This window comes from Candidatus Binataceae bacterium, assembly GCA_035650475.1.
GTDB lineage: Bacteria > Desulfobacterota > Binatia > Binatales > Binataceae > JAKAVN01.
This window is the reverse complement of sequence record DASRHP010000008.1, coordinates 210,101-231,305: the sequence shown is the minus strand read 5'-3', so window position 1 is coordinate 231,305 and position 21,205 is coordinate 210,101. Positions and strand designations below refer to the sequence as shown.

Here is a 21,205-nt window from a genome sequence, read left to right as displayed (position 1 = left end):
GCGACAATGTTAGAATCCGCCCATGACGGCGGGTGGCAAATTTATCACTCTCGACTCCAGCCTGTACGACTACATGCTCGCCCGCGGGCACAACGGTGACGCGCTGCTCGAAGAGCTCGCCGCGGAGACGCGCCGCAGGCTGGGACGGCGCGCCGGGATGCTGATAGCGCCCGAGCAGGGCACGCTGATGGCGCTGCTCGCGCGCGCGATCGGTGCCCGACGCGCGGTCGAAGTCGGCACATTTACTGGCTACAGCGCGCTGTGCGTGGCGCGCGCGCTGCCCGCCGACGGCCACCTGCTCTGCTGCGACGTAAACGAGGAATGGACGGCGATCGCGCGCCGTTACTGGGAGCGGGCGGGCGTGGCGAGCCGAATCACGCTGAAGCTCGGCCCCGCACTCGACACGCTGCGCGAGCTGTGCGCCGGCGAAAGCTTCGACTTCGCCTTCATCGACGCCGACAAGACCAACTACCTCAACTACTACGAGGAGATCCTGCGCCGCACGCGCCCGGGCGGGCTTATTCTGGTGGACAACGTGCTATGGGGCGGTGCGGTGGCCGACCTGCGTGATCAGAGCGAGGACACCGTGGCAATCCGCGCCTTCAACGATTTCGTCGCGGCTGATCGGCGCGTCGCGGCGGTCATGCTGCCCGTCGCCGACGGGCTAACGATCGCGTGCAAGCTTTAGGTGCCCGGCCCGCGGCAGCGCTCAGCCGGCCATTTCGCGCCGGAACCATTCCATCGCAAGTGCGGTCCCTTCGCGCAGCGTGACCTTGGGCGTCACGCCGAGCAGCGTGCGCATCTTGGTGATGTCGGGCACACGGCGCGGGATGTCCTCGTAGCTCTTGCCGTACACCTCTTCCTGGGTGACAAACCTGATCTTCGAGTTGGTTGCCCCATACAGCTCGATCATCAGCTTGGCGAAGTCCAGCACCGAAGTTTCGACGTCGGTGCCAATATTGATGGCATGGCCGTCGGCGGCGGAGTCGAGTCCGGCCGCTACGGTCGCGGCTACCGCGTCGGTGACGTAGGTGAAGCAGCGCGTCTGGCGGCCGTCGCCGATCACGGTGAGGTCGGCGCCGCGCAAAAGCTGGCCCATGAAGATTGTAAACAGCCGTCCCACGTCCACCCGGTCAAGGCGCGGGCCGTAGATATTGAAGTAACGCACCACGGTTACTGGCAGCCCGAGCTTGTGATAGGCGAAGCAGAAGTGCTCGCCGACCGCCTTGGAGGTCGAATAGCACCAGCGGTCGATCGTGGTCGCGCCGAGCACGCGGTCGTCGTCTTCCTTCCACGGCACCTTGGGGTTGCGCCCGTAAACCTCCGAGGTCGAGCTGAACACCACGCGTCGGCCGTACTTGTAGGCGGCCTTGAGAATGTTCTGGGTGCCGTTGACGTTGACGTTGAGCGTCTCGTAGGGGTCGGCGACGTAGTGCTCGACGCCCACCACCGCGGCCAGGTGGTAGATGAGGTCGGCCTTGGCGACCAGGCTGTCCACCAGCTCGAGGTTGAAGATCGAATCGTGGACGTAATGGAAGCGTGGGTTGTCGAGCAGATGGCGCACCTTGGCGATCGCGCCGGTATCGAGCACGAAGACCTCGTCGCCGCGCGCGACGAACGCGTCGCTCAGATGCGAGCCCAGAAAGCCCGCGCCGCCTGTAATCAGAACCCGCATGCTGCCTCCACCGATTGCACAAATCCCTATTGCAGACGCGCGCCCGGGCCAAGGCCCGCGGCCGTCAACACTTCGACCGCCGCGCCCTCGGCGCCGCCCTCGAACTGCGCGCGGGTTACGATGATGCTGCCCTCGCCCGCCGCTATCTCGACCGCCCCGCCCTTGCCCATCGCGACGATCTCGCCGGGCGCGCCATAGCGCCCGCCCTCGTTGGCGATTCGGCTCTCCCAGATGAATAGCTTGCGCCCGCCGCACGCACAGAACGCGCCGGGGTACGGATGGGTGACCGCGCGCACCAGGTTGAAGATGCGCCGCGCCGGCCATCGCCAGTCGATCGCACCGTCCTCGGGACGGCGCCGCCCGAAGTAGCTGCCGCGCGAGAGGTCCTGCGCACGGCGCGGCGCACATCCAGCGACGATCAGCGGATGCATCTCGCGTATCAGCGCGCCGGCCATCGGGACCAGTTTGCGATAGAGCGTAAGCGCCGTATCTGAGTCGTCGATCGCGACCGCGCGCTGGGCGACGATGTCGCCGGCGTCGGCGCGCGCGACCATATGATGGAGCGTCACCCCTGCCTCGCGCTCACCGTTGACGAGCATCCAGTTGACCGGCGCGCGCCCGCGATAGGCCGGCAGCAAGGAGCCGTGCAGATTGTAGGCGCCGAGCGCCGCCAGCCGCAGCACCGCGTCGGGCAGAAGGTTGCGATAGTAGAAGGAGTAGATAACCGCCGGACGCATCGCCGCGATCCGGTCAATCCATCCGGCGTCGAGCCGCTCCGGCGTATGGACCGGGATCGCGCTGCGTTGGGCAAGTTCCGCGCACGATCGCCACCAGACCTCTTCGTGCGGGTCGTCGCGATGCGTGAAGAGCGCCGCGATCGGCGCGCCCATCGCGAGCAGCGCTGCCATGCACTCGTAGCCCATCTCGTGATAGGCGAAGAGCACGCAGCGCACGGTGCGGATCGAGTCTGCGGACTGAGCGGCGTCAGAAGTCACGTCAGCGGCGCGCCGCCGGCTCGGGCTCGTCGCCGTGCACCGCGCGCACGATATAGGTCGGGCGCTTGCGCACCTCGATATAGATGCGCCCGATGTACTCGCCGATAAGCCCGATCGACAGCAGGATGAAGCCGAGCACGAAGAAGGCAACCGCGAACAGCGTCCACAGCGCGCCCTCTTCCTGCGGCCCGTAAAGGATTCGATGTGCGACGAGCAGGAACGCGAACAGGGTGTCGAGCACAAAGACCAGCAGCCCCGCCAAGCTCACCGCCTGGATCGGCATCAGCGAAAACCCGGTCACCAGGTTGAGGCTCAGGTGCGCGAGCCGGAAAAGGTTGTACTTGGATTGCCCGCCCTGGCGCTCATCGTGCCCGACCGGAATTTCCACCACGCGCTTGGCGAAGGAGTTGGCGAGCGCGGGAACGAACGCCGCCTTCTCGTCGCAGGCGACGACCGTGTCCACGATGTGCCTGCGGTAGGCGCGCAGCATGCATCCGTAGTCATGCATCGGCACGCCCACGATCATCGAGGTCAGCCGGTTGTGCAGGCGTGAAGCGTAGCGCCGGTAGGCGTGGTCGCGGCGCTCCTCGCGCCATCCGCCGACCACGTCGGCCCCGGCGTCGATCGCCGCGAGCAGGCGCGGTATTTCCTCGGGCGGGTTCTGCAGGTCGGCGTCGAGCGTGACCACGACGTCGCCGCGACTCTGGCGAAAACCGGCCAGGATCGCCGAGTGCTGGCCGAAGTTGCGCGCGAGTTCGATCACCCGCACCGCGCCGCGCGCGCCGGCGCCGATCTCGCGCAGGATGTCCAGCGAGCCGTCGGACGAACCGTCGTCAACGAAGAGCACCTCCCACAGCCGCCCGCATCCGCGCATCACCGGCTCCAGCCGCGCCCACAATGCGCGCAGGTTGGCGGCCTCGTTGAAGACCGGAATCACCACCGAGACCAGCGCGCCCGGCGGTTCCGCCTGGGGCTTGATGATCGGGGTAATTTTTTCGGCTGAGCTCAAATTCTTTCGCCGGATCGACCGCCACGCGATGCGCCGGCAAGCGTGCGTGGCGCCCTACAACCGCCGCGTCGTTGCGCAATTGTTACAGACGACCTTGCCGAGTGAAAGACGATAGCGCAGGCGGGCGGCAGGCGAAAGCGATTGATTTTCCGTTCCACTCGCGAGCCTCGTCGGCAGCATGGATCTTGCGAGCACATGCCAGCAAGGGCCTTTCGGCGCGGCTCTCGGGAAGGGGGGATGTCAGGAGGAACAGGGTGTTGTGACGCACAAGCTGCTGGCCTGCTTTGGCGTCGGGATGATAGCGGTGGGGCTCGCAGGATGCGCCCGGGTGGCTCCCAGCACTGAGGAGCGCCGGCCTTTTTTCCAGCCCGAGTACCAGCGCGAGACCCACGGGCGCAAAACCCTCTTCGACCGGATCGTCGAGCTTGATCCGGGCGGCCTCGAAGTGAAGGTCGCGCCCGACTACCAGCGCAACGCGCCGCTGCGGGTTGCCGTGCTGCCGTTCACGGATCGCGGCAACGCCAACTTCGTCGTCGATAAGATTCCGCTGACCTTCCGCAACCAGCGCGAACGCGCGCTCTGGGCCTGGACCGATGCCCAGCGCCTGCGTCGCGCGATGGTCGCCTATCTCTCCGAGCGCGAGTTCGAGGTGATCAATCCGATCGGGATTGACGCGGTCCTCAAGTCGCACGGCATCACCGACGAAGCCGACCTTCAAAAGGTCGACCCGCGGACGCTCGGCCGCTGGCTCGGCGCCGACGCCGTGGTCTATGGCGAGGTGCTCAATTACGAAGCGTACTACCTCGCACTCGTCGCGGCGTGGCAGGTTTCGATGCGGGGCCGGATGGTTTCGACTGCCAACGGCGAGGCGCTGGTGAGCTTCGACGGCAGCCGCTACAGCGTGAACCTGCTGCCCGCGCTGACGGTCGAGGATATCGCGATCAATTCGGCCGAGTCGCTGCTCCAGTTGCGCGACGTCGTGCTGGCGCGCTCGGAGGAAGAGGTATGCCGCGAGATCGTGCTGCGGGTCCCGGTTTCCGAAAAGTCGCGGCTCGAAATCGCGCGCGAGGCGCTCGAGCGCGATTCCGAGGCCGAAGAGAGCGACGTCCACCACGAGCCCGAACAGCCGAATAATCATGGGGCGCCAGCGCGCGGCGGCAAGCTTCTCGCGCACGATCCGTCCCCCTAGCGTCCCCGCCTGAACGTCGCGCTGTGCCGCGCGGGCGCGCCAAAGGTTGACGCCGCATGCGGCCGCCCGCAAACTCTGTCGGTTATGGCCGCGCGCCGCCGCCTCCTGCGCCCGCTCCTGTACGCGATCGCTGCCGCGCTGCTCTATCTACCCGCGCTCGGCCGCCCTGCCCTGTGGGAGCCGGACGAAGGGCGATACGGCGAAATCGCGCGCGAGATGGTGCTCAGCGGCGACTGGATCACGCCGCGCGATAACTGGGTGCGCTACTTCGAGAAGCCGCCGCTGGTCTATTGGGCGGAGGCGATCGCGATAGAAGCGCTCGGCCCGACCGAACTGGCGGTCCGTCTGCCCGCCGCACTCGCCACGGTCGCCGAGGTGGTGATAACCGCGGCGCTCGCCGAGGCGATGTTCGGGGTCGCCGCCGGCCTGGGCGCGGCGGCCGCGCTCGCGCTGAGCCCGCTGGTCTTCGGCTTTGCGCGCTTTGCGACCCTCGATCCGCCGCTCGCGCTGTTCATCACGGCAGCGCTGGGCGCCTTCTGGGCGGCTGCCCGTGCGCCGGATTTCGGCAGCGGCGCGGGCCGGCGATGGTTTCTGCTGGCGGCAATATGTGCGGCGGCCGGGACGCTGACCAAGGGCCCGGTCGCGCTGCTGCTCGCCGGCGCCGTCGGATTCGCATGGCTGGTATGGGAAAGGCGCGTGCGCCAGATCCCGCGGATGCCGTGGCCGTCCGCGATCGCGCTCTACCTCGCGATCGTGGTTCCGTGGTTCGTGTTGGTTGCCCAGCGCAATCCCGGCTTTCTGCATTTCTTCTTCGTCCACGAGCATCTGCAACGCTACCTTGAGAGCAGCGAGCACGGATGGGGACCGTACTTCTTCGTGCTCGTGGTCGCAGGCGGGATGTGGCCGTGGATCTGCTTTGTGCCGCTCGGCGTGCGCGAGCTGATGCGCGCGGGCGCAACGGCCGACCCGCCCGCTGCGGACACCGTCCGTGCCGAGGCGGCTGCCGATGGACGGCTGCGCCCGAGCGAAGCAACGGCGGCGCTTGATGCCGCGGAGGCTCGCAGCGCGATGCGCTTCCTGCTGCTGTGGTTCGGGGTCATCTTCGTGTTCTTCTCGATCCCGCGCGCCAAACTCGGCGCCTATATCCTGCCCGCGCTGCCCCCATTGGCGATTCTTGGCGGCTACGGACTATGCCGCCTGCCACGGATTGGAGTCAGCGCATTGCGCAGCGTTCTGGGATCGGTCGCGCTGCTGAGCCTGATACTCGCGATGGCGGCGATGGTCGCGCTGCTGCGCTTCTCGCTCTACCTCAACCTCGCGCTGGTTCTCGACGGATGCGCGGCGGCGGCTGCGCTGACGCTGGGCGCGATGGTGTGCATGGCGGACGCCTGGCGCGGGCGCCATCTGCGCGGCGCGCTCGTCGCGCTCGCGGTGGGTGTCGTGGTCGCGCTGGGTTTTTTGGGCAAGGCGCGGATCGACGCGCAGCCGCTCGGCTCGTACCGGCGGCTGGCGCGGGAGATGACGTCGTACCTGGGCACCGGATGCCGCCTGCTCTCGTATCGCCACTTCGTGCAGTCGCTGCCCTTTTACACCGGCCGGCGCGAGGCGCTGGTCGCCTATCGCGGGGAACTCGCGCCGTTCGGCAACAGCCCCGACGCGCGGGAGAGCTTCGTCGCGACCGACACCGATCTGGCGCAGCTCTGGCGCAGCAACGGATGCGCCGTGCTGGTCGCCAACCGGACCGACCTCACGCATCTGCGCACGGTGCTCGATCCGCTCACGACCACCATCATCGGATGCGAGGGCAAGAAGGTCGCGCTCCACAACCGCGCCATCCCATTGCCCGCCCAGGCGCGCGGCTGCGAGGTTGGCCCGTGAGCTGACGCCCCTTGGTTTCGCCCGGCGGTAGCTGTAAGTATTCATCTGGACAGCCGCCTTAGCGGCGTTGCATCACCAGCGCGGGGGATGGGCGGATGGCTGCCGGACGGGTAAGCGAAGAAGCCGTGGGCTCCGGGGGCGAGAGCAAGACCGATGGTGTCGGCGCCACGCCGCAGCCCGAGCCGTCCAAAGCCGGCGCCGAAGCCGAGCCCAGCCTCGGCAAGACGCTCGTCGCGGCACGCGAGAAGCGCGGACTGTCGCGCTCCGAGATCGTCGCTCAAACCCGCATCCCCGCCCACTACGTTCAGATGATGGAGAGCAGCGACTACGCACTGATCTCCGACCAGCTCTATCTACTGCCATTCCTGCGCCGCTACGCCTCCTTTCTTGGGCTCGATGGCGAAGAAATCGCTATGCGCTTCGTGCGCGAGGTCCAGCGTGCAGAGGGCGCTCCGCCAGTGCGAATGTCCGAGCCACTGATGCTAGCGGACGACAAGCGCAGCCCCTGGCCGCGCGTGATGGCGGCGGCCGCCGTGCTCGCTACGATCGTCGTGCTCTATTACCTCGCCGCCAAACGCCATCGTGCCGCCTTCCCTCCACCGGCCATGGCGCCCGCGGCCCAAGTGCCCGTGACGGCGCCGGCAGCGCCGCTCGCCTCTGCGCCCGAAGCGCCGGCGGCTCCCGCGCCCGCGATGCCGATGACGGCCGCACCTGCGCCGCCACAGGACGCAGCGTCAAAGTTCTCCAACGCAAATGCGGTTGCCCGGCCTGTTGCGCCCCCCGCCCCGTCCGGGGCTGCGCGAGCATCGCGAAGCGCCGCGGCGCCGCAACCTGCCGACAGCTCGGACTGATAACTGGCGCAATCTGCGCGGCGCTCGCGCGCGGGCGCCGCTTGCTGGCGCGCGGCGCGTGGTTAACTTCTTGGTGTAAATCCGTCAAGGAGGAACCGCCATGGCCAACCAACCGCAGGTATGGTCTCCGCTGAAGGAGCTCGATCGCTTTCGGCGCGATTTCGACGATCTGTTCGACCGCTTCCTGGGCGGCCGCGCCGGCCCGTTGTTCGCGCGGGCAGGCGACTATCCGCCGCTCGAATCCTTCATCGACAACGGCGAGCTCGTCATCCGCGCGGATCTGCCCGGCGTCGATCCCAAGGACGTCGAGATCACGGTCGCCGGCGACACGCTGACGATTCGCGCCACGCGCGAGCAACAGCGCGAGGAGAAGACCCGCAACTACATCCATCGCGAGGTCAGCTACGGCAGCATCGAGCGCTCGCTCCAGCTGCCCGAAGGCGTAAACCCCGACGAGATTAAGGCGTCCTACCGCAACGGCGTGCTCGAGTTGACCGCGCCGGTGCCCAGGGAGGTCAGCGCGCGCAAGGTACCGATCGAGATCGAGCGGAAGTAGAGCAAAGCGCGCGGCGCCCGTGCGGCCGCCGGCGCCGCGTCAGGCATCGCGGCATTTCGCCGCATCAATGAAGCACGGCGTTCGCGATTTCCTCGGCGATAAGCTTGCGCGCCTGGTGCTTGTCGTAGCCGGGATGCCCCACCGCGATCACCGTGAGCCCGCTGGAGCCCTGCCCCGCGGTTGCCCGCGCGATCAAGATCGTGTCGCTCGCGCCGTCCGTGTCCGATTCCTCAAGCGCCCGGCCGGGCCGATAGTTGGGCGGAACATAGGCGGGCAGCGCCGAGCGTTGCTGTGCGGTAGCCGGCGGCACCGGCCACGGCATCATCGGCCACGGATTGAGCGCCGGCCCCATCGGCGCGCTCCCCACGCCCGGCCCCGCCTCGTAACCCTGCTGCTGATAGCTGCTAATGTCGTTGGAGAGACCCGGATTGCCCTCGGCCGCGGTCTGATCGTCGCTGCCCGGTTGCGGCGGCGGCGCCTCGGGCAGCGGAACGGGCTTGACGCCCATTGCCTTGAGCACTGCGACCGCGTCGTGGTCCCCGGGCGCAACGTCGTTGAGCGACATCCCGGGCACCAGCCTGCGCAGGCTGAGGGTGACGGTGATCGTCGTGACCGATGGAGCGCCGCCGCTGGCCAGCCGCCCGGCCACCTGGAGATCCTGACTGAGGACTTGTTGTAGGACCGGATCGGTCGCGATCACGCTGAGCGGGATGCCCGCGGGCAGCGGCAGCTCGCCGGCGACCTTGATCTTGATCAACGACTCATCCGCCGCAAGCGCGATGCGCGCGCCGGCGATTGCGGCAATCGCGGCGAGCGCAATCGTTGCGGCGGCTATCGCAAAACGCGTTCTCCCGAAGGACGTCAATACCCGCATGCGCCATCTCGTCAAGGTAGCTTCTGCTCAAGCACCTCTGTGGCACGGGCGGCGCGATATTTGATGAGCTGCTCGGCCAACTCGGGCCGGCTCAGCGCCATGATCGCCACCGCGAACAGCCCGGCGTTGCCCGCGCCCGCCTTGCCGATCGCCATCGTCGCCACCGGCACGCCGCGCGGCATCTGGACGATCGAAAGCAGCGAGTCCATCCCGCTTAACGAAGTGGTCGGCATTGGCACGCCTATCACCGGCAGCACGGTTTTGGCCGCGATCACGCCAGGCAGGTGGGCCGCGCCGCCGGCGCCCGCGATTATCACCTGCACCCCGCGCTCCTGCGCGGAAGCGGCGTACTCCAGGGTGATGTCCAGCGTGCGATGGGCGGAAAGCACCCGAGCTTCATGTGAAACTTTAAATTCTGTCAGAACTTCGGCGGCGGCAGACATGTGCTCCCAGTCGCTCTTGCTGCCCATGATGATGCCGACCAACGGCGCTCGCTCAGCGGCCATCGCACTCACCTCCCTGGTAGGATCCCGAGTCAAGCAGGCTTGTCCGCGCGGGGGCGGTTGTCAAGCCGCTTCGGGAAACGTAATCACTGATCGAGCGCGTGCGCGGCGCCTTGCGCCATCGGGATGCGGCGCGGCGCGGTGGGGAAATGGCGACGCCGATACCAGCCAACGACTGCGCCTTCCGGCTTGACGAAATCGCGGCGGCCACTGGCGGGCAGATCATCTTTGGCGCTCCGGATACCCGCGTGCGCGGAGTCTCGATCGACACGCGCACGCTTAACACGGGCGCGCTGTTCGTGGCGCTCAGAGGCGCCCAGGGACGCGACGGCCACACGCATCTGGTGGAAGCTGCCCGCCGCGGCGCCGCCGCCGTGCTGGTCGCGCGCGGCCGGAGTCCAGCCGAAGCAGCCGGGCTGGCCGCGGTCGAAGTTGACGACACGCTCGTCGCGCTCGGCGACCTCGCACGCCATCATTTGCACCGTACGCGCGCCGCTCGCCCCCTGGCAAGCCTCGCCGTCGGCGGGGCCGCTGGCAAGACTACAACCAAGGAACTCTGCGCCGCGGCAGTGCGCGCGCTGTTCGGCGAAACGCTCGCCACCCCGGGCAATCTCAACAATCTGATCGGCGTTCCGATGACGATCTTCCTGCTCGGAACGCCTCATCGCGCCGCCGTGCTCGAATGCGGCACCAACACGCGCGGCGAGATTTCGCGCCTGGCGCGCATGGTCGAGCCCGACGTTGCGCTGGTGCTCAACGTGGACGTCGAGCACAGCGAAGGACTGGGCAGCCTCGAGGAGATCGCCGACGAGGAGGCGGCGTTGTTCGCGACCGCGCGCCACGCGGTCGTGGCCTGCGCCGAGGAGCGGCTGGTGATGGCGCGCCTCCCGCGCGGCGCCGAGGTCGTCAGCTTCGGCACGGGCGCGGGATGTGACGTGCGGGTGGTCGCGCGCGAGCCGGCGGCGGCCGGCGCCGGCTCGCGCGCGACCCTGGAACTCCACCCGCGTCTGCGCGCACCGGGCGCGCCGGCGCGCCTGGAGCTCAGCCTCGCGCTGCTCGGCGAGGCAGCCGCACGCAATGCGGCGGCGGCGCTCGCCGCCGCCGCCGCCTTGCGCGCACGGGCGCTGGAGGTGGCCGAGCTCGCCGCTGTCGCTCGCGCCCTCGCTGCCGTCGCGCCCGTGGCTGGCCGGCTCAACCCGCGGATGCTCGGGGACGTGCTGGTGATCGACGACACCTACAACGCCAACCCGCGCTCGGTGCGCGCGGCGCTCGCGGCCGCGGCCGAGCGCGCACAGGCGGGCCGCGCGCGCCTGATTGTCGCGCTCGGCGACATGCTGGAGCTGGGGGCGTTGAGCGCCCCGATGCACGCTGAGATCGTGCGGGAGACCCTCGGGCTGAACCCCGCGGCGTTCGTTGCCGTGGGACCGGAGACGACCGCCGCGCTCGAGTTGGCCGAGCGCGGCCAGCGCGACGCGCGCGTGCTCACCGCACCTGACAGCGCCACCGCCGCCGCGCTGGTCTGCGCGGCGGTGCGCGCGGGCGACGTCGTGCTAGTCAAAGGCTCGCGCGGCCTGCGGATGGAGCGGATAATCGAGGCGCTCGAACACAAACTGGGAAGCCGCACGTAATTGGAAGTCGCACTCAAAATTGATGTCGACACTCATCAGGGGCTCGCGCAGGGCGTGCCGCGGATGGCGCGGATGCTCGCGCAGGAGGGCGTTGCGGCGAGCTTCTTCATTGCGATGGGCCCCGACAACTCGGGCCGCGCGATCGTTCGCGTGCTGCGCAACCCGGGCTTTCTCGCCAAAATGCGCCGCACCCGCGCGGTCAGGATGTACGGGCTGCGCACGGTGCTCTCCGGCACGCTGCTGCCGGCGCGCCCGATAGCGCTCGCGCTGCCCGCGGTCGTGCGCGGACTCAAGAGCGCGGGCTTCGAGGTTGGCGTGCACGGATGGGATCACGTGCGATGGCAGGATCGCCTCGACCAGCTCAGCGATGCCGAAATCCGCGCCGAGCTGGAACAGGCGTTCGAGGCCTACCGCGCGATCTTCCGCGCGCAACCGGCGAGCTTCGCGGCCCCCGGATGGCGCACCAATGCGAGCGCGCTCAGGATCCTCGACACGATGGGGCTCGCCTATCGCAGCGACACGCGCGGGCGCGCGCCGTTTCGATGCCGTATCGACGGCCGGGTGCTCGCGACGCCCGAGATCCCCACCACGCTGCCGACGCTGGACGAAGTGATGGGACGCGACGACCTGCCCAACACCTCAGCGCTGCTGGAGTTTTACCTTGCGCAGTTCAGTGCCGACCGGCTCAACGTCCATACGGTGCATGCGGAAACCGAAGGCATGAGCGAGTTGGACAGCTTCACGGCCCTGGTGCGGGCGCTCAAGGAGCGAGGCGCAAAGTTCGTCCGCCTTGACCAGGCCGCGGCACGCCTGCGCGGCGCCGAGCTTGCGATATGCGAAATCGTGCGCGCGACCCTCCCCGGCCGCGCCGGATGGATCTCCGTGCAGGGCCCCGACGCAACCTCCGAGCTCCATCCGACCTGACAATACGGGCAACGCGGGCTTCAGCCCGCGTCCTGCGCCTGTTCACCTGAGCGTGCTCAGAATTTCTCCTTGAAGGGCCGCACGTCGACCTCCTGGGTCCATGCGCTGCGGTCCTGATGGGCGAGGTGCCAGTAGGTTTCCGCGATTGCCGCCGGTGCCAGCATGTCTTCAGGCTTCAGCTCCGGCCGCAGTTGATGGATGAAGGGCATGTCGATCGGACCGTCGATATTGACGTAGGCGACGTGCACACCCTGCGGCCCCAGGTCGCGCGCCATCACCTGCGCCAGCCCGCGCAGCGCGAACTTCGCGGGCCCGAAAGCAGCCGAGGTCGCAAACGGCTTGACGCCCGCGGTCGCGCCGGTGAACAGGATCGCGCCCCGTCCGCGCGCGAGCATGGCCGGCACCACCGCCTGCGCGCACAAGAACGCGCCCAAGGCGTTGACCCGCCAGGTGTTCTCGAACGTGCTCGGCTTGGTCTCCATCAGACGCCCGAACGGCCGCATCGCCGCGTTGTACAGCAGCACTTCCGGATCGCCGAGCTCGGCACGGATATGCGCGAAGGCGGCCTCGATGTCTGCGGCCCTGCTCATGTCGGCCGCCACCGGCAGCGCGCGAGCGCCCGCGCCGCTCAACTCCGCCGCAAGCTGCTCGAGCTTGTCGGCGTGGCGTGCGACCAGCGCGACGGCGTAGCCGGCCGCGAACCGCCGCGCCAAGGCCGCGCCCAGCCCGGGCCCGACACCGACCACCACTGCTACCGATTTGTTCGTGTCGGTCATTGCGTTTGCCCTCCTCCCCTACGCGCGCGCCGCCGCGGCGGCGGCCAGCGCCTGCTCGACGAAATCGAGCCGGTCGTTGCCCCAGAAGATGTCCTCGCCGACGAAAAAGGTCGGCGCGCCGAAGGCGCCGCGCCGCACCGCTTCCTCGGTGTTGCGCCGCAGCTCATCCTTGACCGCCTGCTCCTCGCTCATCGCGTTTAGGCGCACCGCGTCGAGCCCCGCCTGCTGCAGGACTTCGCGCATCACCGCGTCGTCGCCCAGATTGAGCCCGCGCGCCCAGAAGGCGTCGAACACCGCGCGATGGTACGTCGGAAACACACCGGCGCGCTGGGCCGCGATCGCGCCGCGCATCAGGCGCATCGTGTTGATCGGAAAATGCGCGTTGCGCAGCGGGGCGATGCCATAGCGTTTCGCCCATCGCCCGAGTTCGACCGTCATGTAGTTGCGCTTGGCCTCGATGGTTATCGGCGACGCGTTGCCGGTTTGCTTGAACACGCCGCCGAGCAGGATTGGACGATAGGCGATCTCCGCGCCGGTGCGCGCGGCCAGCCCGTCGAGCTGGGTATCGGCCAGGTAGCTGAACGGGCTTCCGTAATCGAAGAAAAACTCCAATGTGGGCGCCATGCGGATTCCTCCCAGCGAGTGAAAGTTGCATCATGCAACCGACATACGCGAAGCGAGCCTAACAGCCGCAGTTGCATAATGCAACCTTTGCGCGTAAGCTCGCTGCGCGATGCGGCGCAAGACCTTCGCACACATGAACTGCTCGGTCGCACGGGCGCTCGAAGTCGTCGGCGAATGGTGGTCGATGCTCATCCTGCGCGAGGCCTTCATGGGCACCCGCCGCTTCGCCGACTTCCAGCGCCACCTCGGCATCGCGCGCAACATTCTCAGCGCCCGCCTGCGCAAGCTCACCCGCCAGGGCATCCTGCGCCGCGTCCCGGCGCCGGACCCCCGCGCGGGACGCTACGAATACCGCCTGACCGACAAGGGCCGCGCGCTCTTTCCCGTTATCACTGCGCTGCGCCAGTGGGCCGATCGGTGGGTGGTCGGGATGGACAAGCTGCCGGTGCGCGCGATCGAAATCGCCTCGGGCGAGGACATCGCAGAGGTCAAGGTCGCAAGCCGCGCCGGCCGCGAGCTTGCCCCGTCCGAGGTAGCGCTGGTCGCCGGCCCGGGCGCAACCCGCGCGACGCGCGCACGCCTGGCGGCAATCCTCAAGGCGCGCAACCTGTCCTGAGTCTGCGCGCGCCTGACCGCGGCCGCGCGATTATGCTATCTGGTCATCCAATAATCCGGGGCCGAGCAGGAGAGCCATCGATGCCCGCACCGCAACTGATCGCCGCGAACCCCCGCGAAGTCGGCCTTGACCCGCAGAAGGTCGAGGCGCTGTTCGAGCGCGCCGCGCGCGAGGTCAACCAGGGACTGCTGCCGTCGTGCCAGATCGCGATCGCGCGCAACGGGCGGGTTGGCGCGATGCGCACGTTCGGGCGCGCAGTGCAGGGCGGCGCCGAGCGCGAAGCCACCGATGAGACGCTCTACACCGTGTTCTCGTGCACCAAGGCGATCATGTCGGCGGCGGCATGGATCCTTATCGGCGAGGGCAAGCTCGACGTGCGCGAGCGCGCCGCGGCGATCGTTCCGGAGTTCGGCACCAACGGCAAGGAGGTGGTCACGGTCGAGCAACTCCTGCTCCATACCGCGGGATTCCCCAACGCGCCGTATGCGCAGAGCGAATGGATGGACCGCGGCAAGCGGCTCGAGCGCTTCGCCAAATGGCGGCTCGAGTTCGAGCCCGGCAGCCGCTACTTCTACCATCCTACGGCCGGCTTCTGGGTGATCGCCGAGATCATCGAGCGTCGCACGGGCAAGGACTTCCGCGACTTCGTGCGCGAGCGGATCGCGCTGCCGCTCGGCCTGCCCGGGATGTACCTAGGGCTCGGGCCCGAGCTGCACCATCGCGTGGCCGACGTCGTTCACGTCGGCGAGCCGCTGAGCGCGCAAGAATTGCGCAAGCTGGGCTTTCCACCGATGCCCGAGACCGAGGTCACCGAACAGCTGATTCAGGGCTTCAACTCGCCGGTGGTGCGGCAGTCGGGCGTTCCGGGCGGCGGCGGAATCATGACCGCGGCCGAACTCGCGCTGTTCTACCAGGGCGTGATGCGCAATCGCGGCGCCGACGGACAGCCGCTCTGGAAGCCGCAGGTCCTGGCCGAGGCGCTGCGCCCGCGCTCGGGCGAGCTCATCGATCCATTTCTCGGTCACAAGGTCAACCGCGCGCTCGGGGTGGTGGTCGCGGGCGACGACGGCAAGGCCAACTTCCGCGGCTTCGGCAAGACCAACTCGGCGGCGACCTTCGGCCACGGCGGCGCGGGCGGGCAGATCGGATGGGGCGATCCGGCGACGGGGATTTCCCTCGGCTACTGCACCAACGGCTTCGACCGCAACGAGATCCGCCAGGGCCGGCGCGGTGTCGCAATCTCCAGCCTCGCCGCCGTCTGCGCAGGCTAGGCGCTAGGGAAAAGGCGCGGCGCGACGCCGCCCTCTCCCCGGGCTACGACAGAAACGGATTGCGCAGCACGATCGTCGCCTCGCGGGCCGCGCCCACGCCCACCATCGCGAGCGGAACCCCGGCGAGTTGGGCAATCCGGTCGAGGTAGTGGCGCGCGTTGGCCGGCAACTCGTCGAGCGAGCGCGCGCCGTTGAGGCTCCCGCTCCATCCCGCCAGCTCCTCGTACACCGGACGCGCGCGCGCGAGCGCGCCGCGCCCCGGCGGCATCTCGTCGTAACGCTTGCCGCCGAGTGTGTAGGCGACGCAGATGCGCAGCGGATCGATGCCGCTGAGCACGTCGAGCTTGGTCAGCGCCAGCCCCCACAGACCGTTGAGCCGCACCGCATGGCGCGCGAGCACCGCGTCGAACCATCCGATCCGCCGCGGACGGCCGGTCGCGCTGCCGAACTCCTCGCCCTCGGCGCGCAGGCGATCGGCGAGTCGTCCCGTTATCTCGGAGGGAAACGGACCCGCGCCGACGCGGGTGGTGTAGGCCTTGCTGATCCCGAGCACCGCGTCGAGCCGGCCGGGCGCCACGCCGGCGCCGGAAAACACCGCGCTCGCAATGCAGTTCGACGAAGTGACGAACGGGTATGTACCGTGGTCGATGTCGAGCATGGTGCCGTGCGCGCCCTCGAACAGCACACGCTTACCGGCCGCGATCGCTTCGGCAAGGTAAGCGCCGGTGTCGCAGAGATAGGGCAGCAGGCGGCGGCGCACGCGGCGCAACGCGTCTATTATCTCGTCGGCCCGCAGGGCCTTGGCCTTGAGCACCGCGCGCAGGTAGGTGTTCTTGTCGGCGATGTTGCGCGCGAGCTTCTCCTTAAAGCGCGCGAAGTTCTGCAACTCGTCGAAGCGCAGACCCGCGCGCGCCATCTTGTCCTCGTAGGCGGGGCCGATGCCGAAGCCGGTAGTGCCGATCGCACGCCGCCCGGCGCGGGCCTCACGGGCGCGGTCGATCGCCCGATGGTACGGCATCACCATATGCGCGTCGCAGCTCAGCTTAAGCAGGGCGTCGTCGGTGAACTTGCCGCGGCTGCGCAGGCTCGCAAGCTCGTCGGCGAGCGCCAACGGATCAACCACGGTGCCGTTGCCGATCACACAGGTCTTGCCCGGATGCAGCGCGCCGGCCGGGATCAGGCGGAGGATGAATTTTTCGCCGTCGACGACCAGGGTATGTGCGGCGTTGTTGCCGCCCTGGAAACGCACCACCACGTCAGCGTCGGCCGCCAGCAGGTCGACAATCTTGCCCTTGCCCTCGTCACCCCACTGGGTGCCGACCACCGCCACCGTATTCATCCCCTAACGTCCATCCCTCGCTTGGCGTTGAAATGGATCCGGCGCGGCGCGCCGCGCCCCAGGCGCGCCAGACCCTCGGCCCGGCGCCATCGGCCTCCTACAGCTTGAGCAGCGCCGCCGCGGTTATCGCCGGCAACGTCTTGAGGCGCTCGAGCACCTCGGGCGGCACCGGCTGATCGACTTCGACCAGGCTGAGCGCGGTGCCGCCGACGCGGTCACGCCCGAGCTCGAGTCCCGCGATATTGATCCCCGCCTGCCCCAGCACCGTGCCCACCGCGCCGACCACGCCGGGCACGTCGCGGTTGTGCAGCATCAGGAAGTAGCCCTCGGGCACCGCCTCGACGCGGTAGCCGTCGATACGGATGAGCCTGAGCCCGCGGTTGCCGATAACGGCGCCGGCGACCTCGTGCACGCCGGCGGCGGTGCGCACGCTCAGTACCAGCGTGTTGATGTAGTCGGTGGTCTCGCGGGAGCGGGTCTCGGTCACGCTGATTCCGCGCTCGCGCGCGATGAAAGGGGCGCTGACGTAGTTGAATTCCTGGTCGAGAAAGCCGCTGAGCAGCCCCTTGAGCGCGGCCGCCGTGATCGGCTCGGCCTTGAGCCCCGCGGCCTCTCCACCCAGCCCCACCGTGATCTGCGAAGGCGCCTCGTCGATGAGCTGCGCGGCGAGCCGGCCCAGCCGCTCGGCCAGGCGCAGATGCGGCCCGAGCGCTTCGAGTTCTTTGGGCGAGAGCGCCGGCATGTTGACCGAATGGCGGATAACGCCTTCGAGCAGGAACTCGGCGATCTGTTGCGCGATGTCGATCGAGACCCGGATCTGCGCCTCGTCGGTGGCGGCCCCCAGATGGGGCGTCGCAATCACGTTGTCGAACCGGAGCAGCGGATGGTCGCGGGGCGGCGGCTCCTCGACGAAGACGTCGAGCGCGGCACCGGCGACCTTGCCCGCGCGCAGCGCCTCGCACAGCGCTTGCTCGTCAACGATCCCGCCGCGGGCGCAGTTGATGATCCGCACGCCCGGCTTCATCAGGGCGAACGCTGCGGCGCCGACGAGCCCGCGGGTGTCGTTGGTGAGCGGCGCGTGGACGGTGATGAAGTCGGCGCGGTGGTAGAGCTGTTCGAGGCCGACCAGTTCGACCCCGATCCGCGCGGCCGCCTCGGCGGTCAGGATCGGGTCATAGCCGATCACTTTCATCCTGAGCCCCTGCGCACGCTCGGCGACGATCCGCCCGATATTGCCGAGCCCGATCACGCCCAGGGTCTTGTTGGAGACCTCGACGCCGGTGAACTTGCCGCGCTCCCAGCGCCCGGCCTTGACCGCCGCGTTGGCGGCCGGAATGTGCCGCGCCAGCGCCATCAGCATCGACAACGCGTGTTCGGCGGTGGTGACGCTGTTGCCGAGCGGGCTGTTCATCACCACGATTCCGCGCCGCGTCGCCGCTTCGAGGTCGATATTGTCAACGCCGACGCCGGCGCGCCCGATCACACGCAGCGCCTCGGCGTGCTCGATTACCTCGCGCGTCACCCGCGTCGAGCTGCGGACGATTAGCGCATGGTACGGCGCAATGATCCCCGCCAGTTCGGCCGGCTTGATCCCGGTCTTGATATCGACCTTGAGCTCGGGATAGCGGCTGAAGACTTCGACCCCCTGCGGATTGAGGGCGTCGCTGAGCAGAACCCGGAAGGTTTCCGCCATGGTGCTTGCTTACGCCGCCTCGGCGATCCGGCGCGCGACCGCAGCGACTCCGGCGCCGGCCTCTAAGCGATAGCCGACCTGCTTGAGCGCCTGCTCGAGAGCGGCGACCGCGATCAGCATGTCGAACGGCGCCAGGTATCCCATGTGTCCGATGCGCACCAGCTTGCCCTTCATCTGATCCTGTCCGCCCTGGACCGACACGCCAAGCGCGTCGCGCATGTAGCGCACCACCTTGCCGCCGTCGAGGCCGGGCGGCGTCAGGATGCCGGTCACGCCGGGGGCGGGATTGTCGGGCGCGAGCAGGCCCAGTCCCAGCGCCGGCGCCGCCGCGCGCGCCGCCTCGGCCATCACGCGATGGCGGCGGAAGACCTGCGCCAGCCCCTCGGCATGGATCATCTCGAGCGCCTTGTTGAGGCCGAAGACCAGCGAGACCGCGGCGGTCCATGCGGTCGTGTTCTCGTCGCGCTGGGCCTTGAGCTCGCGAACCAGGTCGAAATAAAAGCGCGGCGTGCGCGAACGCTGCGCGCGCTCAAGCGCCCGCTCGGACAGCGCAACCATCGCGAGCCCCGGCGGCAGCATCAACGCCTTCTGGCTGCCGGTCACCAGCGCGTCGATCCCCCACTCGTCCATCCGCTGCTCGAAAACGCCGACCGAGGTGATGCCGTCGACGATCAACATCACGTCGCGCTCGCGGGTCAGTCGTGCGATCTCGGGCACCGGGTGGAGCGCGCAGGTCGAGGTCTCACTGGCCTGCACCAGCACGGCGCGCGCGGCGGGATTGGCGCGCAGCGCCTCCTCGACCTGCTCCGGGCGCACCGCGCGGCCCCATTCGACGCGCACTTCGTAGCCCGCCATCCCGTGCGCCGCGAGCAGCTTGCCCCAGCGCTCGCCGAACTTGCCGCCATTGACGAAGATCGCCTGCTCGCCGGGCTCGAGCAGATTGGTCACCGCCGCCTCCATCGCACCGGTGCCGCTCGCGGCCAGCAGGATAACCTCCTGGCGCGTACCGAACAGCGGCTTGAGCCGCTCGCGCGCCTGCGCAAGGACGGCGCTGAATTCGGGCGTGCGGTGGTGGATGATCGGGCGCGCCATCTCGAGCAGGACCTCGGGCGGGACCGGCGCGGGCCCGGGCGTGAACAGATATTTCTTCACCGGCGGCACGTGTAACTGCGCGCGCTTGCGCGGCGGCGGCAAAAAAAAGCCTGGGGCCCGCCGCAAAGGCGGAGCGCCAGACCCCAGGATCGCCCAAGCCAACGCGCGAAGCGTCTTTTAAACCGATAACGGACGCCTACGGCACTGTCAACAACCGCCTTGGCGGCGCGTTGAAACTGCGGGCGGGCAGAGGCTAAGAATTGTCGGGCGAGCCGCGCGCGCGGCGTCAACAGCGAGGCCCGGTGAACAGAATCGAGTACGAAATTCGTGACGGCGCGCTGGTCTGGATCAAAAATCCGATAACCGGCGTCATTTCCTATGTCGTCGATATGCGCGGCAAGAGTTTCGCCTTCACCCTCGGCGGCCGCAGCGAGCTCGACCCCGCGGCGCCCGCGCTGAGCGCCGAGGAGATCGCGCGGGCGACCCAGGCCTGCCCGTTTTGCCCGGGCAACGAGGCGATGGCGCCGCCCGAGATTCTGCGGGTGACGCCGGCGGAGTTCCCCCGGTGGTCAGGCGGCGCGAACGGCGGCGCCGCGACGGCCGCGGGATGGGTGATGCGAGTGTTCAACAATCTCTTCCCGCGCATTCCGGCCGAGCTCACCGGTGGGCGCAACGAGTCGTACATCGTGGTCGAGGACCCGCGCCATTTCGCGAGCCCGCATCCGCGCTCGGCGAGCGATCTGATGAGCACGGGCGCACTCGGCGAAGAGCATTTCTTCCGTCTGCTGATGACCGACGTCGCGGTGATCCGGCGCGCGATGGAAAACCGCGCGGTGCGCTCGATCGTCGTGCGCAAGAACCAGGGGCGCGAGTCCGGCGCCTCCCAGCCGCATCTCCATCAACAACTCATCGGCGCGCCCGCGCCGCTGCCCGCGCTGGTCGCCGAAGCGGAGGCCGAACGACGGATACCCGGGATGTGGAACGAACTTATCGAGCTGGTCGAGCGACTGGGGCTGCTGATCGAGCGGCGCGACGGCGTTGTCAGTTACGCGAGCCCCATCGGCGCCTTTCCGCGCAGCTACGACGTGATCATGCCGGAGTATCGGGGCACGATAGTCGAGCTGGCGGCCGAGCGGCTGCACGTTTTCGCCCGCGCGATCTGCCGCATCCTGCGCGTGCTCGGGCCGCTGCCGCTGGATTACGAGATTCATCAGGGCGAAGGGCTGCCGCTGCACGCGCACATCAACTCGCGGCTGTATCCGTATTCGAGCGTAGCGGGGACGCTCAATCTGCCGAGCGTGCTGATCCACAACGTCGCCGCGCTGCGCCGCGCGCTCGCACGCCACGAAGAGTTCTAGCCTATTCGGGAAGCCCGGAGCCTGAACTCGCCGACGGCGGTGGCGAGGCGGGCGGAGCGTAGCTCAGCGGCGACGGCTGCGCCTCGGGCGTGGGCACCGGCACGCTGGTCACGTGCGGCAGCGCCCATCCGAGGAACGGGTCGGGACACGAGGTTACCTGGACGCCGTTGCGCGGCGGATCCGTGATGCAGCTGGAGGCGGGCGTCGAAGTCGAGACGTACAGGCATCCGGCGACGCCCAGCGCCGACAGTAGCGCGAGCGCAAGCATCGCCCCCCGTCCGCGCATCCAGTGGCTCTTCCGGTACGCGCGCATCGCGGCCATTCCTCAGCCTAACGCGCCGGCGCCAGGCGCGA

General features: G+C 68.7%; 21 protein-coding genes. 10 read left to right on the top strand and 11 right to left on the bottom strand.

Annotated elements, in window-relative coordinates; translation table 11 throughout:
• The first annotated feature begins 22 nt into the window (after positions 1-22).
• Positions 23-688, top strand: a complete 666-nt coding sequence (locus VFB33_06135) for an O-methyltransferase (protein HZO81257.1) — start codon at positions 23-25, stop codon at positions 686-688.
• A gap of 21 nt (positions 689-709) precedes the next feature.
• On the opposite strand, the gene VFB33_06130 is transcribed toward VFB33_06135, so the two are convergent.
• From VFB33_06130 to VFB33_06120, 3 genes are read right to left on the bottom strand one after another with little or no spacing between them, the layout of a single operon-like run.
• The gene (locus VFB33_06130; GenBank protein HZO81256.1) at positions 710-1,675 is read right to left on the bottom strand and encodes a GDP-mannose 4,6-dehydratase; all 966 of its coding nucleotides are present in this window, start codon (positions 1,673-1,675) and stop codon (positions 710-712) included.
• Positions 1,676-1,701: 26 nt separating this feature from the next.
• Entirely contained in the window at positions 1,702-2,670 is a 969-nt protein-coding gene (locus tag VFB33_06125; GenBank protein ID HZO81255.1) for a formyltransferase, read from the bottom strand.
• Between the two features lies 1 nt (position 2,671).
• The gene (locus tag VFB33_06120; protein ID HZO81254.1) at positions 2,672-3,679 is read right to left on the bottom strand and encodes a glycosyltransferase; all 1,008 of its coding nucleotides are present in this window, start codon (positions 3,677-3,679) and stop codon (positions 2,672-2,674) included.
• 259 nt (positions 3,680-3,938) lie between these two features.
• Here VFB33_06120 and VFB33_06115 point away from each other — a divergent pair, with 259 nt between their 5' ends.
• The 4 genes from VFB33_06115 (at position 3,939) to VFB33_06100 (ending at position 8,153) form a co-directional block, all read left to right on the top strand.
• A complete protein-coding gene (locus VFB33_06115) occupies positions 3,939-4,868 on the top strand; it encodes a GNA1162 family protein (GenBank protein ID HZO81253.1) in 930 nt (309 codons plus the stop codon).
• Between the two features lie 84 nt (positions 4,869-4,952).
• Positions 4,953-6,746 (top strand): phospholipid carrier-dependent glycosyltransferase, encoded by a 1,794-nt coding sequence (locus tag VFB33_06110; protein ID HZO81252.1) that lies wholly within the window; start codon positions 4,953-4,955, stop codon positions 6,744-6,746.
• Between the two features lie 95 nt (positions 6,747-6,841).
• Positions 6,842-7,597 carry a helix-turn-helix domain-containing protein gene (locus VFB33_06105; protein ID HZO81251.1) on the top strand — a complete coding sequence of 252 codons (756 nt, stop codon included), beginning with the start codon at positions 6,842-6,844 and terminating at the stop codon, positions 7,595-7,597.
• A 100-nt stretch (positions 7,598-7,697) separates the two neighbouring features.
• Positions 7,698-8,153 carry an Hsp20/alpha crystallin family protein gene (locus VFB33_06100; GenBank protein ID HZO81250.1) on the top strand — a complete coding sequence of 152 codons (456 nt, stop codon included), beginning with the start codon at positions 7,698-7,700 and terminating at the stop codon, positions 8,151-8,153.
• 64 nt (positions 8,154-8,217) lie between these two features.
• On the opposite strand, the gene VFB33_06095 is transcribed toward VFB33_06100, so the two are convergent.
• Complete coding sequence (locus VFB33_06095; protein ID HZO81249.1) at positions 8,218-8,910, bottom strand: hypothetical protein; 693 nt, start codon at positions 8,908-8,910, stop codon at positions 8,218-8,220.
• Positions 8,911-9,038: 128 nt separating this feature from the next.
• Positions 9,039-9,533 carry a 5-(carboxyamino)imidazole ribonucleotide mutase gene (gene purE / locus VFB33_06090; protein HZO81248.1) on the bottom strand — a complete coding sequence of 165 codons (495 nt, stop codon included), beginning with the start codon at positions 9,531-9,533 and terminating at the stop codon, positions 9,039-9,041.
• A gap of 146 nt (positions 9,534-9,679) precedes the next feature.
• Between purE and murF the strand changes: the two genes are divergently transcribed.
• Together murF and VFB33_06080 are read left to right on the top strand one after the other, a co-directional pair.
• On the top strand, positions 9,680-11,158 hold the full coding sequence (gene murF / locus VFB33_06085) for a UDP-N-acetylmuramoyl-tripeptide--D-alanyl-D-alanine ligase (protein HZO81247.1): 1,479 nt from the start codon (positions 9,680-9,682) through the stop codon (positions 11,156-11,158).
• The gene (locus tag VFB33_06080) at positions 11,159-12,082 is read left to right on the top strand and encodes a polysaccharide deacetylase family protein (protein ID HZO81246.1); all 924 of its coding nucleotides are present in this window, start codon (positions 11,159-11,161) and stop codon (positions 12,080-12,082) included.
• A 56-nt stretch (positions 12,083-12,138) separates the two neighbouring features.
• Here the strand turns inward: VFB33_06080 and VFB33_06075 are convergent, their stop codons facing one another.
• Entirely contained in the window at positions 12,139-12,858 is a 720-nt protein-coding gene (locus VFB33_06075) for an SDR family NAD(P)-dependent oxidoreductase (GenBank protein HZO81245.1), read from the bottom strand.
• 18 nt (positions 12,859-12,876) lie between these two features.
• Positions 12,877-13,482: a 2-hydroxychromene-2-carboxylate isomerase gene (locus VFB33_06070; GenBank protein ID HZO81244.1), complete on the bottom strand. Its 606-nt coding sequence runs from the start codon at positions 13,480-13,482 to the stop codon at positions 12,877-12,879.
• Between the two features lie 109 nt (positions 13,483-13,591).
• Between VFB33_06070 and VFB33_06065 the strand changes: the two genes are divergently transcribed.
• On the top strand, positions 13,592-14,098 hold the full coding sequence (locus VFB33_06065) for a helix-turn-helix domain-containing protein (GenBank protein HZO81243.1): 507 nt from the start codon (positions 13,592-13,594) through the stop codon (positions 14,096-14,098).
• Positions 14,099-14,178: 80 nt separating this feature from the next.
• Entirely contained in the window at positions 14,179-15,369 is a 1,191-nt protein-coding gene (locus VFB33_06060) for a serine hydrolase domain-containing protein (GenBank protein HZO81242.1), read from the top strand.
• A gap of 43 nt (positions 15,370-15,412) precedes the next feature.
• On the opposite strand, the gene VFB33_06055 is transcribed toward VFB33_06060, so the two are convergent.
• The 3 genes from VFB33_06055 to VFB33_06045 form a co-directional block, all read right to left on the bottom strand.
• Complete coding sequence (locus tag VFB33_06055) at positions 15,413-16,708, bottom strand: adenylosuccinate synthase (GenBank protein HZO81241.1); 1,296 nt, start codon at positions 16,706-16,708, stop codon at positions 15,413-15,415.
• Between the two features lie 97 nt (positions 16,709-16,805).
• Positions 16,806-18,401, bottom strand: a complete 1,596-nt coding sequence (gene serA, locus VFB33_06050) for a phosphoglycerate dehydrogenase (protein HZO81240.1) — start codon at positions 18,399-18,401, stop codon at positions 16,806-16,808.
• A 9-nt stretch (positions 18,402-18,410) separates the two neighbouring features.
• Positions 18,411-19,562: an alanine--glyoxylate aminotransferase family protein gene (locus tag VFB33_06045; GenBank protein ID HZO81239.1), complete on the bottom strand. Its 1,152-nt coding sequence runs from the start codon at positions 19,560-19,562 to the stop codon at positions 18,411-18,413.
• A 233-nt stretch (positions 19,563-19,795) separates the two neighbouring features.
• Here VFB33_06045 and VFB33_06040 point away from each other — a divergent pair, with 233 nt between their 5' ends.
• A complete protein-coding gene (locus tag VFB33_06040; GenBank protein ID HZO81238.1) occupies positions 19,796-20,851 on the top strand; it encodes a DUF4921 family protein in 1,056 nt (351 codons plus the stop codon).
• A gap of 1 nt (position 20,852) precedes the next feature.
• On the opposite strand, the gene VFB33_06035 is transcribed toward VFB33_06040, so the two are convergent.
• Entirely contained in the window at positions 20,853-21,164 is a 312-nt protein-coding gene (locus VFB33_06035; protein HZO81237.1) for a hypothetical protein, read from the bottom strand.
• Between the last annotated feature and the right edge of the window lie 41 nt (positions 21,165-21,205).